The sequence below is a fragment of the Roseicella aerolata genome (assembly GCF_020523605.1).
GTDB lineage: Bacteria > Pseudomonadota > Alphaproteobacteria > Acetobacterales > Acetobacteraceae > Paracraurococcus > Paracraurococcus aerolatus.
The window spans coordinates 187,494-202,195 of sequence record NZ_JAJAQI010000001.1 but is presented as its reverse complement, the minus strand read 5'-3'; the positions used below and the strand labels follow the sequence as shown (position 1 = coordinate 202,195).

Sequence of the window (14,702 nt, the reverse complement as noted above, 5' to 3'; positions counted from 1 at the left end):
TCTTCCGTGGTCTATTCGGCAGCCACGGTGCGGCCATCGGGCGCGGGTGCCCGGGCGGGAGCAGGGTTGGCGAGGGCAGCCGCCTCCGGCAGGTCGCGCGGGGCGCGCAGCGCCGGGTTCTCGGCCTTCTCCATCCGGCGGATGGCGAAGTGCATCCAGACCAGGCTGGCGGCGACGATGACGAAGAGCAGCATGAAGCAGCTCGTCCAGACGCCGATGATGTCGTTCAGCGCGCCGAAGGCCATCGGCAGGAGGAAGCCGCCCAGGCCGCCGATCAGCCCGACCACGCCGCCCACCGCGCCGACGCGGCCGGGGTAGTAGACGGGGATGTGCTTGAAGACCGCGGCCTTGCCCAGGCTCATGAAGAAGCCCAGCGCCATGGTCAGCACCATGAAGGGGATGAAGCCGATCGCCACGGTGAACTCGATCGGGCCACGGATGCCGCTCACCACGTAATGGGTCGCGGGGTAGCTGAGCAGGAAGGTGCAGACGACCGAGCCGATGAAGGTCCAGTACATCACCCGCCGCGCGCCATACTTGTCGGACAGCGTGCCGCCGAGGACGCGGAAGATCGAGCCGGGGATGGAGTAAGCGGCGCCGAGCATGCCGGCGGTGACGATGTCGAGCCCGTAGACGCCGACATAGAAGCGCGGCAGCCAGAGGGCCAGCGCCACGAAGCCGCCGAAGACGAAGAAGTAGTAGAGAGCGAAGCGCCAGACCTGCAGGTTGGCGAGCGGCGCCATCATCGCGCCGAAGCTCTCGGCCTCGACGCCGCGGGCGCGCCGCGCCGCGAGGTCCGGGTCGTCCTTGGTGGTCACGTAGAAGAGCACGGCGGTCACCGCCAGTGCGACGGCCCAGATCTGCGCGACCGCCTGCCAGCCCAGCGCGACCATGACGGCCGGCGCGAGGAATTTGGTGACGGCCGAGCCGACATTGCCGGCGCCGAAGATGCCGAGCGCGGTGCCCTGCTTCTCCTTCGGATACCACTTCGAGACATAGGAGACGCCGACCGAGAAGGATCCGCCCGCGATGCCGACGCCGAGGGCGGCCAGCAGGAAGGTCGTGTAGTCATAGGCGTAGGAGAGCAGCCAGGTGGCGATGGCCGCCGCCAGCATCACCAGGGTGAAGACGCGCCGGCCGCCATACTGGTCCGCCCAGATGCCGAGCACGAGGCGGGTCAGGCTGCCCGTCAGGATCGGCGTGCCGACCAGCAGGCCGAACTCGAAATCGCTGAGCCCCAGGTCGCGCTTCACCTGCACGCCCAGGATCGAGAAGATGGTCCAGGCCGCGAAGCAGACCGTGAAGGCCGCCGTGCTGGACCACAGGGCGCGGGAACGGTCGCCGCCGTCCACCGTTCCGCCCGTCATCGCATTCATCTGCCGCTCCCGTTGGATCGAGCCGGGCGGACAGTGGCTGCGGCAACGGACCGGTTGCTTGATTCACATCAAGTTGGAGCCCGGCCGCGCGGGAAAATCAGCCGAATGCCGGCCTGGGACAAGGCTTCCGATACGCGGCTTCGGATGTGCCGTTGATGCAAATCAACGACACGCATGATCGATGCAGCGATGATCGGGCCGATGCCAGGGGAGCCGCCATGCCCGACCGTGCCTTGAACAGCGACCTGCTGCGCCGCAGCCCCTTCTTCGCCGCGGCGGGCGAGGCGGCCATGGAGCGGCTGCTGCGGCCGAGCTTCACCCAGCAGCTCCCGCGCAGCACCGTCCTGTTCGACCAGGGTGAGGTGCCGAATTTCCTGCACCTGGTGCTGGCCGGGAGCGTCGGCCTGCAGGCGCGGGACGAAGCCGGGGCGGAGACGATCGTGGAGATCTTCGGCGCGGGGGAGCTGTTCCTCGCGCCCGCGGCCATCCTCGGCCTTCCCTATCTCGCCTCCGGCGTGACGCTGACCGATGTGCGGGTGCTCATGATCCCGGCCGATGTCTTCCGCGAGGGGATCGCGCAGGATCCGGCCCTCAGCCGCGCGATGATGGAGCTGCTGGCCCGGCACTGGCGGCTGATGGTGGACCAGGTCGTGGACCTCAAGCTGCGCCCGGCCGAGCGCCGGGTCGCGCGTTTCCTGGCGCGCCGCGTGCCGGAGGAGGCCGGGGCCGGCGCGGTGGACCTGCAGGAGCCGCGCGGGGCGATCGCGGCCCGGCTCGGCATGACGCCGGAGACCCTGTCGCGCACGCTGAACGCGCTCGAGGCACGGGGCGCCATCCGGCTCTCCGCGAAGCGGGCGGATGTGGTGGACCGCGCCCTGCTGATGCAGACCGGGCTGCGCTGAGGCCGGACCCTCGGGCGGTCATACCAGGCCCCGGGCGGGTGCGGCCGCGCCCCCCTGCATGGCACCTGCCGGACCGGGGTTGCAGCCCTGCCCCGCGGCACCGGCAGCCTCCCCAGGGTCTCCTGCATTCGCGATGGGACCAATCGGCACATCCCCGACCCGGGCGGTCTATGCTGTGACCGATCGCGCGGGGCGCCGCCGGAGGCGCCCGATGCCGACCGGAGGGAAAGATGCGGCTCAAGGACATCCTGGTGCATCTCGATGCGACCGAGCAGGGTGCCACGCGGCTCCGCCTCGCCGCCGACCTCGCGCGGCGGCAGGATGCGCATCTGATCGGCCTTTTCGTGGCCGATATCCGCCTTCCCGTCATGGTGACGCCCGATCCGGGCGGCGGCGCCATCCTGCTCGGCGACCTCGTGGACACGCTGCGCGGCCGCGCCCTGGCGGAGGCGGCGCAGGTGGAGGCAGCCTTCCAGGACGCCCTGCTGCGGGAGGGCATCGCCGGCGAATGGCGGCAGATCGAGGGCCTGGCGCCGGAGACGGTGGCGCTGCATGCCCGCTACGCCGACCTCGTCATCATCGGCCAGGCCGACCCCGAGAGCACCCAGCCCGCCGCAGGCGCCATCCTCGAGGCGGCGCTCTTCTCCTCCGGCCGGCCGGTGCTGGTGGTGCCCTATGCCGGGCGGTTCGAGCGGCTCGGCGAGCGCGTGCTGATCGGCTGGAACGCCTCGCGCGAGGCATCGCGCGCGGTGCATGACGCGCTGCCGGTCATTGCGGGCGCCAGCGCGGTCACCGTGCTCTCGGTTGATCCGCGCGGCGGCCTGGCGGGCCATGGCGAGGAGCCCGGGGCGGATATCGCCCGCCACCTCGCGCGGCACGGGCTGAGGGTGACCGTCGAGCACATGACGGGGACGGGGATCGGCGCCGACAACGCCCTGCAGAACCGCGCCGCGGAGCTCTCGGCCGATCTCCTGGTGATCGGTGCCTATGGCCATTCGCGGATCCGGGAATTGATCCTCGGCGGCGTCACCCGCACGCTGCTGCGGGAGATGACGGTGCCGGTGCTGCTGTCGCATTGAAGGCTGATGAAGGGAGGGGGTGATGCAGGCGTCATCCCACAAGGTGCGGACGGAGACGGTCTCGATCCCGCCCATGGGGCTGGAGGGGGTGCTGGAGGTGCCGCCCTCGGCCTGCGGCGTGGTGGTCTTCGCGCATGGCAGCGGCTCCGGCCGGCACAGCCCGCGCAACCGCCAGGTGGCGCAGGCGCTGCACCAGGCCGGCCTCGCCACCCTGCTCTGCGACCTGCTGACCGAGGCGGAGGCAACCGACCGCCGCGCGGTCTTCGATATCGGCCTGCTCGCGCGGCGGCTGGAACATGCGGTGCACTGCGCGACCAGCCATGACGCGACGGAGGGCCTGCCGCTCGGCCTCTTCGGCGCCAGCACCGGCGCCGCGGCCGCCCTGACCGCGGCGGCGGAACGGCCGGGAACGGTGGGCGCGGTGGTCTCCCGCGGCGGGCGGCCCGACCTGGTGGGTGAGTTGCACCTGAAGAACCTCGCCGCGCCGACGCTGCTGATCGTCGGCGGGGAGGACAGGCAGGTGCTGGCGCTCAACGAATGGGCGCAGGGCTGGATGACCTGCCCGACGGAACTCTCGGTCGTGCCCGGGGCGACGCATCTGTTCGAGGAGCCGGGCGCGCTGGAGCAGGTGGCGAAGCTCGCCGCCGACTGGTTCCACCGCTGGCTGGTGCGGGAGGGGGATGATGGCCCGCAATGAGATCATCCGCTTCGCCGACCGGACCGAGGCGGGGCGGCTGCTCGGCGCGAAGCTGCGGGGGCTGAGCCTGCCACGGCCGGTCATTTATGCCCTGCCGCGCGGCGGGGTGCCGGTCGCGGCGGAGATCGCCGAGGCGCTGGGCGCGCCGCTCGACCTCATCCTGGTGCGCAAGATCGGCGCGCCGCAGCAGCCGGAGCTGGCGCTGGGCGCGGTGGTGGAGGGCAACCCGCCGGAGACGGTGCTGAACCGGGACATCATCGCCTTGACCGGCACGGACGAGGCTGCGATCGCAGCGATCCGCGCCCGGGAAGTGGCGGAGATCAACCGCCGGCGCGCGCAATACCTGGCCGCCCGCCCGCCCATAGACCCGCGCGGCCGCGCCGCGGTGGTGGTGGATGACGGGCTGGCGACGGGCGCCACGGCACGGGCGGCGCTGCAGGCGCTGCGGCGGCGCGGCCCGGCGCGCCTGGTGCTGGCGGTGCCGGTTGCGCCGCCCGAGACGTTGGCGGCGCTGCGGCGGGAGGCGGATGAGGTGGTCTGCCTGCTGGAGGCCGAGCTGTATCACGGCATCAGCGGCCATTACGTGGATTTCCACCAGCTGGAGGACGAGGAGGTGACCCGGCTGCTGGATGCCGCCGCGGCGCGGCATGGCGGCGGGCCGGAGCGCTGAGGGGCAGCGCTGAGGGGCCGGCTTGGCCCCCCTCCTAAGGCGCCGGCAGGGATGCCATCATGACCCGGGGCGCGCGGGCCCGCGCACCGGATACCGGGCCGGCGCGGGCGGCTGGGCCAGGCTCACCCGCCGCCTCCCAGGATTTCGGAGGAAACGTTCTTGCCCGCTGCCGCCAGCCGCCCGCTCTATCGCCGCGCCGACCTGCTCCGCCTGCTGGAGCCAAGGAGCATCGCCATCATCGGCGCCTCGGCCCGCCCCGCCTCCTTCGGGGAGCGGACGCAGCGCAACCTGGCCGGCTTCGGCGGCCGGGTGCATCTGGTGAACGCGCGTTACGACCGCCTGGGCGACCAGCCCTGCCATCCCAATGTCGCGGCGCTGCCGGAGGTGCCGGACCTGGCCGTGGTGGCGGCGCCGATGGAGGCGGTGGAGGGCATCGTCACCGAATGCGCAGTGTCCGGCGTCGGCGCGGTGATGCTCTATGCCGCCGGCTTCGCCGAGACGGGCAAGCCGGAGCGCATCGCCCTGCAGGCGCGCATCGCCGAGATCGCGCGGGCTGGCAGGGTGCGGCTGGTCGGGCCGAATTGCCTCGGCATGCTCGACTATGCCTCGGGCGCCACCATCAGCTTCGCCGCCGTGCCGCGGCCGGCCGCGCCGCCGACGCGCCCCGCCCTCGGCATCGTCAGTCAGTCCGGCAATCTCGGCTTCGCCCTGGCGCAGGGGGTGGAGCGGGGCGTCGCCATTGGCCGGGTGCTGGCCTGCGGCAATTCCGCCGACCTCGACGTGGCCGATTGCGTCGCGGCCCTGGCCGAGGATCCGGGCTGCTCCGCCATCGCCTGCGTCTTCGAAGGGATGGCCGACCCGCTGCGGCTGGTGCGGGCCGCCGAGCTGGCCTGGGAGGCCGACAAGCCGCTGGTGATCACCAAGCTGGCGGTCGGCGAGGGCGGCGCGGCCGCCGCGCTGTCCCATACCGGCTCCCTCGCCGGCTCGGAGGCCGCCTACCGCGCCGCCTTCGAACGCGCGGGCGTGGTGCTGGTGGACAAGTTCGAGGCGCTGCTGGAGACCGCCGCCTTCCTCGGCAAGGCGCCGCCGCCCAAGGCGCCCGGCGTCGCGCTGGTCTCCACCTCGGGCGGCGCCGCCATCATGTCGGCCGACAAGGCGGAGATCCATGGCGTGCCCATGCCGCAGCCGGGGCCGGCGGCGCAGGCGGTGCTGGATGCGCGCATCCCGGAATACGGCTCCGCCCGCAACCCGGTGGACATCACCGCGCAGGTGCTGAGCGACCCGGACAGCCTGCGGGCCTGCGCCGAGGCGATCTGCGCCGACCCGGCCTATGGCGCCGTGGTGCTGCCGAACGGCTATGCCTATGACTTCGCCACGCCGCGCTTCGCCCTGCTGGGGGAGCTGGCGGCGCAGCACGGCAAGGCCGCCGCCGTGGTCTGGCTGACGGAATGGCTGGAAGGCCCCGGCGCGCGGGAGGCGGAGGCGAACCCGAATCTCGGCCTGTTCCGCTCCATGGACCGCTGCTTCGCCGCGCTGGCGGCCTGGCAGGCGCGCGCCGCCGCGCTGCTGGATGGCGCGGGCAGCACCACGCTGACGGAGCGCGAGGCCAAGGCGGTGCTGGCCGCCTACGGCGTGCCGGTGGTGGGCGAGCGGCTGGTGCGGGATGCCGAGGCCGCCGTCGCGGCGGCGGAGGCGCTCGGCCTGCCGGTGGTGCTGAAGGTCGAATCACCCGACATCCCGCACAAGACGGAGGCGGGCGTGATCCGCCTGAATCTCGGCGATGCCGCCGCGGTGCGGGAAGGTTTCGCGGCGGTCATGGCCAATGCCGCGCACGCCGTGCCGGAGGCGCGGATCAACGGCGTGCTGGTGCAGCCCATGGTGCCGCAGGGCCTCGAGATCGTGGTGGGCGCGCGGCGCGACCCGCTTTTCGGCCCGATGGTCGTGGTGGGCCTAGGCGGCATCCTGGTGGAGCTGCTGCGGGACAGCGCGACGTCGCTCGCCCCGGTCGGGACGGCGGAGGCGCATGCCATGCTGGACCGGCTGCGCGGCGCGAAGCTGCTGGACGGCTTCCGCGGCCTGCCGCCGGTGGACCGGGATGCGCTGGCAGCGGTGATCCGGCGCGTCTCGGAGCTGGCGGCGGACCAGGCGGACAGGATCGAGGAGATCGACGTCAACCCGCTGATCTGCGCGGGGCCGCGCATCACCGCAGTGGACGCGCTGATCGTCAGGCGATGATGCCTGGCTCATGGCGGCCCGCGGAGCGGGCCGGGCGCGCGAAGGCGCGCCGCGGCCAGTGCCGCGACGCCAAGGCCCGGAGGGCCGCCGGCGTCTGAGGCATGACAGGCGTCAACCTGTCATGAGCACCACCAGCTTGCCGGTGGCGGCGCGGGAGGCGAGCGCCGTCAGCGCCGCCGGCGCGTCGTCCAGCCGGTAGGTGGCAGAGATGTGCGGACGGAGCTGCCCCGCCCGCACCCAGTCCAGCAACTGGCCGACCAGGGCGGCATTGGCCGCCGGCTCCCGCTTGGCGAAGGCGCCGTAGAAGACGCCGAGGATGCCGCAGCCCTTGAGCAGCGTCAGGTTCAGCGGCACGCGCGGAATCTCCCCGGCGGCGAAGCCGATGACGAGGTAGCGCCCGCCCCAGGCCATGCTGCGCAGCGCCGGCTCGGCATAGGGGCCGCCGACCGGGTCATAGGCGACATCCACCCCTTCCGGCGCCAGCGCCTTCACCTGGTCCCGCCAGCTGGCCTGGCGGTAATCCACCTGCGCATCGGCCCCGGCCGCCCGGCAGGCGGCGAGCTTGTCGCCCGAGGCCGCGGCGATCACCCGTGCGCCCATGATCTTCCCGATCTGCACGGCGGCGAGGCCGGCGCCGCCGCCCGCGCCCAGCACCAGCAGCGTCTCGCCGGGTTTCAGGGCAGCGCGGTCGCGCAGCGCATGCAGCGTGGTGCCATAGGCGTAGGAGAGCGCAGCGGCCGCCGCCGGCGCCACTCCCTCCGGCACCGGGACCAGCGCCTCCGCCGGCGCCAGCGCCTGCTCGGCGAAGCCGCCATGGCCACACATGCCGAGCACGCGGGTCCCCGGTGCCGGGCCCGTCGTGCCCGGCCCGAGCTCCTCCACCACGCCGCAGATCTCGCCGCCCGGCGCGAAGGGGAAGGGCGGGCGCGCCTGGTACTTGCCCTGGACCATCAGCACATCGGCGAAATTCACCCCGCAGGCCTCGACGCGCACCAGCGCCTGGCCCTGGGCGGGGCGCGGCATCGGAGCCTCCCCCAGCGCGAGCGTCGCGGGCGGCCCGAATTCCCTGCACAGCACGGCTTTCACGGCAGGTTCCTCCCTGGTTCCGCGCAGGCTGGCCGGGCCCGCGGCGCGGCGCAAGCGGGTAGCCTGTCTTGCCGCCACGCGCCCGCTGCGGCAGGCTGCGCGGGAACACCGGGAAGACGCACCCGAAGGGGAAACGCCATGGATTTCGCCTATTCCGAAAAGGTCGAGCAGCTGCGCGCCCGCCTGCTGGCCTTCTTCGACGAGCACATCTATCCGAACGAGCAGGTCTATCGCGAGCAGATGGCCTCGGCGAAGGATCGCTGGCAGCCGGTGCCGATCGTCGAGGCGCTGAAGCCCAAGGCGAAGGAGGCGGGCCTGTGGAACCTGTTCCTGCCGGAATCGGAGCACGGCGCCGGGCTGACCAACCTGGAATACGCGCCGCTGGCCGAGATCATGGGCCGCGTCTCCTGGTCCTCCGAGGTGTTCAACTGCTCCGCCCCCGATACCGGCAACATGGAGACGATCGAGCGCTACGGCACGGCGGAGCACAAGGAGCGCTGGCTGAAGCCGCTGCTTGAGGGTGAGATCCGCTCCTGCTTCGCCATGACCGAGCCGGACGTCGCCTCCTCGGACGCCACCAACATCCAGACGCGGATCGAGCGGGACGGCGACCACTACGTCATCAACGGGCGCAAGTGGTGGTCCTCCGGCGCGCTCGACCCGCGCTGCGCCATCTTCATCGTCATGGGCAAGACCGCGCCGGACAATCCGGACCGGCACCGGCAGCAGAGCATGATCCTGGTCCCGCGCGACACGCCGGGCCTGACCATCGTGCGCTACCTGCCGGTCTTCGGCTTCGATGACGCGCCGCACGGCCATGCCGAGCTGCGCTTCGAGAATGTCCGGGTGCCCGTCTCCAACATCCTGCTGGGCGAGGGCCGCGGCTTCGAGATCGCCCAGGGGCGCCTCGGCCCGGGCCGCATCCATCACTGCATGCGCGCGATCGGCATGGCGGAGCGGGCGCTGGAGAAGACCTGCCGGCGCGCGCTGGAGCGCCGCCCCTTCGGCAAGACGCTGGGCGAGCAGGGCGTGACGCGGGAGCGGATCGCCAATGCGCGCATCATGATCGACCAGTGCCGCCTGCTGACCCTGCACGCCGCCTGGCGCATGGACACGGCAGGCAACAAGGTGGCGCGCAAGGAGATCGCCGAGATCAAGGTCGCCGCGGCGAACATGGCCTGCCAGGTGGTGGACATGGCCATCCAGGCGCATGGCGGCGGCGGCGTTACCTCCGATTTCGGCCTGGCGGAGATGTGGCGCTACGCCCGCACGCTGCGCATCGTGGACGGGCCGGACGAGGTGCATCGCGACCAGCTCGCCCGCATGGAGCTGAACCAGTACAAGCCGCCGAGGACCGAGGCGAAGGCCGCGGAATAGGCATGAGCGGCAAGAGCGGCGGCATGCCCGAGCTGGTGCCGGTCCTCGACCGGCACCGCTTCGACGAGGCGGCGCTGGCGCGCCACCTGCGGGACAGGCTGCCGGGCTTCGACGGTCCGGTGGAGGTCCGGCAATTCCTCGGCGGGCAGTCCAACCCGACCTTCCACATCGCCACGCGCGCGGGCGACTACGTGCTGCGCAAGAAGCCGCCGGGCAAGCTGCTGCCGCGGGCGCATGAGGTGGAGCGGGAATACCGCATCATCCGCGCGCTGGAAGGCAGCGAGGTGCCAGTGCCGCGCGCGCGGCTGCTGGAGGAGGATGCCTCGGTCATCGGCACGGCCTTCTTCGTGATGGACAACGTGCCGGGCCGGGTCTTCTTCGACCGCGTGCCGCTGGCGGCCCCGCCGGCCGACCGCGCCGCGATCTACGAGGACATGGCGCGCGTCCTGGCGGCGCTGCACAAGGTGGACTGGCGCGCGGCGGGGCTGGAGGGCTTCGGCAAGCCGGCGGGCTACATGGCGCGGCAGATCGCGCTCTGGACCCGCCAGTGGGAGGCAGCGAAGGTCGAGGAAATGCCGGAGATGGACCGGCTGGCCGCCTGGCTGCCGGAACACCTGCCGCAGGAGGAAGAGGCGACCATCGCGCATGGCGACTACCGCCTCGGCAACCTCATCATCCATCCGGAGCAGCCGCGCATCGTCGCGGTGCTGGACTGGGAACTGGCCACCATCGGCCATCCGCTGGCCGATCTCGGCTATTGCTGCCTGACCTACCATTTCGATCCGGGGCCGGAGGGCATCGCGGGGGTCGCGGGGCTGGACCTGGCGGGCACGGGCATCCCGGACGAAGCCGCCTTCGTCGCGCGCTACTGCGCGCTGGCCGGGCGGCCGGTGCCGCCCTCGATCAGCGTCTTCGTGGTGTTCTCGATGTTCCGCCTGGCCTCGATCGTCGCGGGCGTCTGGCGGCGGGCGCTGGACGGCAATGCGTCCGATCCCCGGGCCATCGGCTACCGCGACCGCTACCGCGCGATGGCGGAACGCGCCTGGGCGCTGGCGCAGCGGATCGACGCGGGGGCCTGAGCGGCGGGACAAAAGAAAAGGCCGGACCTTCCGGCCCGGCCATGACGCGGGGGATGGCGGGGCGCGGTCGCCCCGCCGCGCCTCAGCGCCCGGTCAGGATGCGCTCCACCAATTGCTTCGCGGTTGGGATGAAGCCGTTCGAATAGAACGGGTCCTGCGCGAAGCGGTAGGCGTTGTGGCCGGCGAACATCAGGTTGTGCTCGGTCGTGCCGGCATGGGCGATGTCCTGCAGCGTCTTTTGGATGCAGAAGCTGCGCGGATCCGCCTTCTTGCCCGTGTCGTAGTCCGGCTCGTGCTGCGACCAGTTGGAGAAGCGGCAGGCGGAGAGGCAGCCCATGCAGTCGATCTGGTCCTGCACGATCTCCGCCTGCTTCTCCTTGGTCACGAAGATCAGCGTGTTGTCCGGCGTCCGCATGGCCTCGTTGAAGCCCTCGGCCTCGAAGCCGCGGACCCGCTGCAGGTCGTGCGGCGTCAGCCAGACCTTCCGCTTGCGCGGGCCGACGCCGTATTCCGCGGTGTGGTCGCCGATCGGCTCGCTGGTATAGGCCACCTGCCGCTCGTTCCGCGTCTCCAACTCCCGGATGAAGTCGTTCCGCACGGCCGAGGAATAGAAGCCCGTCGGCGAGAAGCGCTGCAGCAGCACGTCGCCCGGCTGCAGCGTCAGCAGCCGCTGCTTCCAGGCCTCCGAGATCGGGCTCTCCTGCGTCAGCAACGGGCGGGTGCCGAACTGGAAGGCGATCGGGCCCAGTTCCGGGTTGTCGATCCAGTCCTCCCACTCCTCCAGCCACCAGACGCCGCCCGCCATGATGATGGGGACCTCGCCCAGGCCGAATTCGCGCATCTGCTCGCGCAGCTTGAGGACGCGGGCATAGGGCGCCTCGGGCTTCCGCGGGTCCTCGGAGTTGGACAGGCCGTTATGGCCGCCGGCCAGCCAGGGATCCTCGTAGACCACGCCGCCCAGCCAGTCCCGCGCCTTGTTGTAGCTGCGCTTCCACAGCGCGCCGAAGGCGCGGGCGGAGGAGACGATGGGATAGTAGTGCACGCCGTATTCGCGCGCGATGTCGGCCAGCCGGTAGGGCATGCCGGCGCCGCAGGTGATGCCGTTCACCAGCCCCTTGGCGCCGTCCAGGATGCCGCGGATCACCCGCTCCGCCCCGCCCATCTCCCAGAGGATGTTGGCGTGGATGCGGCCCTGGCCGTTGCTGCGCTCATGCGCCTCGCGCGCCTGGGCGATGCCGCCGGCGATGCCGTAGGCCACCAGCTCCTCATGCCGCTCGCGCCGCGTCTTGCCGTGATAGACCTGCCGGATGATGGTGCCGTCCGCGTCGTAGCTGTCGGCATTGACGGCGGAGAAGGTGCCGACGCCGCCGCCCGAGGCCCAGCCGCCGCAGGTCGCGCCGTTCGACACGGCCACGCCCTTGCCACCCTCGACCAGGGGAAGCACCTCGACCCCGCCCATGCGGATCGCGTTGATCGCCTTCACGACTCTACCCTCGAATACCCTGGACGTCCGCAATTGGTCCGGCCGGGGCGCCCGCGCAGGGGGCCCCGACCGCACCCTTTCGTGTTACTCCGCGGCGTCGTGCCGCTCGCGGCGGGGGCCGCGGTCGCCACGGTCACGCCGTGGGCCACGATCGCCGCGATCCTCGCCGCCGCCCTCGCCGCCCTCGCGCGGACGGCGGGCGCCGACCTGCTCGGTGATGTCGGCACCGGTGGCCTGGTCGACCACGCGCATGGACAGCTTCACCTTGCCGCGGTCGTCGAAGCCCAGCACCTTCACCTTCACCGCATCGCCGACATTGACCACGTCGGTGGTGCGGTTGACGCGGTCGTTCGTGAGCTCGGAGATGTGGACCAGGCCGTCCTTGGCGCCGAGGAAGTTCACGAAGGCGCCGAAATCGGCGGTCTTCACGACCTTGCCGTTGTAGATCACGCCGATCTCGGGCTCCGCCACGATGCCGCGGATCCAGTCGATCGCCTTCTGCGCGGCTTCCGTGCTGGTCGCGGCCACCTTGATGGTGCCGTCATCCTCGATGTCGATCTTGCAGCCGGTGTTCTCGGTGATCTCGCGGATCACCTTGCCGCCGGAGCCGATGACGTCGCGGATCTTCTCCTTCGGCACGTTGATCACGGTGATCCGCGGCGCGTTCTGCGCCACGTCGCCGCGGGCGCCGGTCAGGCCCTTCGCCATCTCGCCGAGGATATGGATCCGGCCGTCCTTCGCCTGCGCCAGGGCCTGGCGCATGATGTCGAAGGTGATGGAGGTGATCTTGATGTCCATCTGCAGGGCGGTGATGCCCTGCTCGGACCCGGCCACCTTGAAGTCCATGTCGCCCAGGTGATCCTCGTCGCCAAGGATGTCGGAGAGCACCGCGAAGCCGCGATCCTCCTTGATCAGGCCCATGGCGATGCCGGCGCAGGGGCGCTTCAGCGGCGTGCCGGCATCCATCAGCGACAGCGAGGTGCCGCAGACGGTGGCCATGGAGGAGGAGCCGTTGCTCTCGGTGATCTCGGAGACCACGCGCAGCGTGTAGGGGAACTTCTCCTTCTCCGGCAGCAGCGGCCGGATGGCGCGCCAGGCCAGCTTGCCATGGCCGATCTCGCGCCGGCCCGGGCTGCCCATGCGGCCGGTCTCGTTCACGCTGTAGGGCGGGAAGTTGTAGTGGAGCATGAAGTGCTCCCGGTACTCGCCCGGCAGCGCGTCGATGATCTGCTCGTCCTGGCCGGTGCCGAGCGTCGCCACGCAGAAGGCCTGCGTCTCGCCGCGGGTGAAGAGTGCGGAGCCATGGGCGCGCGGCAGGATGCCGACCTCGGCCACGATCGGGCGGACCGTCTTCGTGTCGCGGCCATCGATGCGCAGGCCGGTGTCGAGGATGCTGTTGCGGACCACATCCGCCTCCAGCTCCTTCAGCAGGCCCTTGGCGGCGTTGACGTCCAGGCCCTCGGCCTCGAGCTGCGCGAGCACGGCCTTCTTGGCCTCGCCCACCTTGCCCTGGCGGATCAGCTTCTGGGTCTCCTTGTAGGCCTCGGCCATCTGGGCGCGGCCCAGCTCGGCGATGCGGGCCTTCAGGGCAAGCTCGGCCGCGGAGGGCTCGGGCAGCGGCCAGGGCTCCTTCGCGGCGCGCTCGGCCAGCTCGATGATGCCCTCGATGACCGGCTGGAAGCCCTTGTGGCCGAACTCGACGGCGCCGAGCATCACCTCCTCGGACAGCTCCTGCGCCTCGGACTCGACCATCAGCACGCCCTCGGCGGTGCCGGCGACCACCAGCTCCAGCTGGCTCTGCTGGCGCTGCGCCATGGTCGGGTTCAGGACGTACTGGCCGTCGATATAGCCGACGCGGGCGCCGCCGATCGGGCCGAAGAAGGGAATGCCGGACAGGGTCAGGGCGGCGGAGCAGCCGACCATGGCGACGATGTCGGGGTCGTTCTCCATGTCATGCGACAGGACGGTCGCGATGACCTGGACCTCGTTGCGGAACCCCTCGGGGAAGAGCGGGCGGATGGGCCGGTCGATCAGGCGGGAGACCAGCGTCTCGGCCTCCGACGGGCGCCCCTCGCGCTTGAAGAAGCCGCCCGGGATCTTGCCCGCGGCGAAGGCCTTCTCCTGGTAGTTCACCGTCAGCGGGAAGAAATCCTGGCCCGGCTTCACGGAGCGGGCGCCGACCACGGTGCAGAGCACGATGGTGTCGCCGAGGCGGGCCATGACGGCGCCATCGGCCTGGCGGGCGATCTTGCCCGTCTCCAGCGTCAGGAGCTGGCCGCCCCAGGAGATGTCCTTGCGATAGTAGTTCTCGAACATGCGTCGTTCCTTCGCGGGACCGCAGGCCGGGGCCGTTCCCCGCGCAGACGATCCGGCCGGACCCGTCCGGGGCCCGGCGCTGCTTCAAGACCGGACGGCCCATGGCGGTTGCGCCGCTGGCGGTCCGGAGGATGCGACGCGGTGGGATGGCAGTCTTCGGCCGAAAGCCCCGCAATGGCATTGGGGGGCGCCCGCGGCGGGAAGCGCCCGGCGCTTCGGGCTGCATGGAATGCGAACCATCCACCGCGGCAGTGGTGAAGGCCGCCCCCGAAGCCCGGGGATCCATGTGGCCGGAAACGCCGCTGCCATCCCTGACGGGGTCGCGGCCTGTCCTGTCAGCCCGCCGCGTGCGCGGCGGTGGCCCGGCGGCGTCCGACGACATGTCGGCACCCCGGCTCCGGG

General features: G+C 71.7%; 11 protein-coding genes. 7 read left to right on the top strand and 4 right to left on the bottom strand.

What is annotated here, in order from left to right; translation table 11 throughout:
- Nucleotides 1-11: 11 nt before the first annotated feature.
- The gene (locus tag LHA35_RS00845) at nt 12-1,376 is read right to left on the bottom strand and encodes an MFS transporter (RefSeq protein WP_226603277.1); all 1,365 of its coding nucleotides are present in this window, start codon (nt 1,374-1,376) and stop codon (nt 12-14) included.
- A gap of 218 nt (nt 1,377-1,594) precedes the next feature.
- Between LHA35_RS00845 and LHA35_RS00840 the strand changes: the two genes are divergently transcribed.
- From LHA35_RS00840 to LHA35_RS00820, 5 genes are all read left to right on the top strand, one after another.
- The gene (locus LHA35_RS00840) at nt 1,595-2,278 is read left to right on the top strand and encodes a Crp/Fnr family transcriptional regulator (protein WP_226603275.1); all 684 of its coding nucleotides are present in this window, start codon (nt 1,595-1,597) and stop codon (nt 2,276-2,278) included.
- Between the two features lie 230 nt (nt 2,279-2,508).
- Nucleotides 2,509-3,357 (top strand): universal stress protein, encoded by an 849-nt coding sequence (locus LHA35_RS00835; RefSeq protein WP_226603272.1) that lies wholly within the window; start codon nt 2,509-2,511, stop codon nt 3,355-3,357.
- A 22-nt stretch (nt 3,358-3,379) separates the two neighbouring features.
- Nucleotides 3,380-4,054 carry a dienelactone hydrolase family protein gene (locus LHA35_RS00830; protein ID WP_226603268.1) on the top strand — a complete coding sequence of 225 codons (675 nt, stop codon included), beginning with the start codon at nt 3,380-3,382 and terminating at the stop codon, nt 4,052-4,054.
- Nucleotides 4,041-4,724 carry a phosphoribosyltransferase gene (locus LHA35_RS00825; protein ID WP_226603263.1) on the top strand — a complete coding sequence of 228 codons (684 nt, stop codon included), beginning with the start codon at nt 4,041-4,043 and terminating at the stop codon, nt 4,722-4,724. The genes LHA35_RS00830 and LHA35_RS00825 overlap by 14 nt, the downstream gene beginning before the upstream one ends.
- 159 nt (nt 4,725-4,883) lie before the next feature.
- The gene (locus LHA35_RS00820) at nt 4,884-6,959 is read left to right on the top strand and encodes an acetate--CoA ligase family protein (RefSeq protein WP_226603260.1); all 2,076 of its coding nucleotides are present in this window, start codon (nt 4,884-4,886) and stop codon (nt 6,957-6,959) included.
- A 111-nt stretch (nt 6,960-7,070) separates the two neighbouring features.
- Here LHA35_RS00820 and LHA35_RS00815 read toward each other — a convergent pair whose 3' ends face one another.
- Nucleotides 7,071-7,982: an NADPH:quinone oxidoreductase family protein gene (locus LHA35_RS00815; RefSeq protein WP_226603258.1), complete on the bottom strand. Its 912-nt coding sequence runs from the start codon at nt 7,980-7,982 to the stop codon at nt 7,071-7,073.
- A 201-nt stretch (nt 7,983-8,183) separates the two neighbouring features.
- On the opposite strand from LHA35_RS00815, the gene LHA35_RS00810 reads away from it, so the two are divergent.
- Nucleotides 8,184-9,422, top strand: a complete 1,239-nt coding sequence (locus LHA35_RS00810) for an acyl-CoA dehydrogenase family protein (protein WP_226603255.1) — start codon at nt 8,184-8,186, stop codon at nt 9,420-9,422.
- 2 nt (nt 9,423-9,424) lie between these two features.
- Nucleotides 9,425-10,501 (top strand): phosphotransferase family protein, encoded by a 1,077-nt coding sequence (locus LHA35_RS00805; RefSeq protein WP_226603252.1) that lies wholly within the window; start codon nt 9,425-9,427, stop codon nt 10,499-10,501.
- A gap of 82 nt (nt 10,502-10,583) precedes the next feature.
- On the opposite strand, the gene LHA35_RS00800 is transcribed toward LHA35_RS00805, so the two are convergent.
- Nucleotides 10,584-11,984, bottom strand: coding sequence for an NAD(P)H-dependent flavin oxidoreductase (locus LHA35_RS00800; protein ID WP_226603250.1), 1,401 nt, complete (start codon nt 11,982-11,984; stop codon nt 10,584-10,586).
- A gap of 84 nt (nt 11,985-12,068) precedes the next feature.
- A complete protein-coding gene (gene pnp / locus LHA35_RS00795; protein WP_226603246.1) occupies nt 12,069-14,300 on the bottom strand; it encodes a polyribonucleotide nucleotidyltransferase in 2,232 nt (743 codons plus the stop codon).
- Nucleotides 14,301-14,702 lie beyond the last annotated feature (402 nt).

What these genes read in the sequence shown, in the direction of transcription:
- LHA35_RS00825 (WP_226603263.1), top strand. Translation starts at nt 4,041, where the DNA reads ATGGCCCGCAATGAGATCATCCGCTTCGCCGACCGGACCGAGGCGGGG.
- LHA35_RS00845 (WP_226603277.1), bottom strand. Translation starts at nt 1,376, where the DNA reads ATGAATGCGATGACGGGCGGAACGGTGGACGGCGGCGACCGTTCCCGC.
- LHA35_RS00815 (WP_226603258.1), bottom strand. Translation starts at nt 7,982, where the DNA reads ATGCCGCGCCCCGCCCAGGGCCAGGCGCTGGTGCGCGTCGAGGCCTGC.
- LHA35_RS00830 (WP_226603268.1), top strand. Translation starts at nt 3,380, where the DNA reads ATGCAGGCGTCATCCCACAAGGTGCGGACGGAGACGGTCTCGATCCCG.
- LHA35_RS00805 (WP_226603252.1), top strand. Translation starts at nt 9,425, where the DNA reads ATGAGCGGCAAGAGCGGCGGCATGCCCGAGCTGGTGCCGGTCCTCGAC.
- LHA35_RS00840 (WP_226603275.1), top strand. Translation starts at nt 1,595, where the DNA reads ATGCCCGACCGTGCCTTGAACAGCGACCTGCTGCGCCGCAGCCCCTTC.
- pnp (WP_226603246.1), bottom strand. Translation starts at nt 14,300, where the DNA reads ATGTTCGAGAACTACTATCGCAAGGACATCTCCTGGGGCGGCCAGCTC.
- LHA35_RS00810 (WP_226603255.1), top strand. Translation starts at nt 8,184, where the DNA reads ATGGATTTCGCCTATTCCGAAAAGGTCGAGCAGCTGCGCGCCCGCCTG.
- LHA35_RS00835 (WP_226603272.1), top strand. Translation starts at nt 2,509, where the DNA reads ATGCGGCTCAAGGACATCCTGGTGCATCTCGATGCGACCGAGCAGGGT.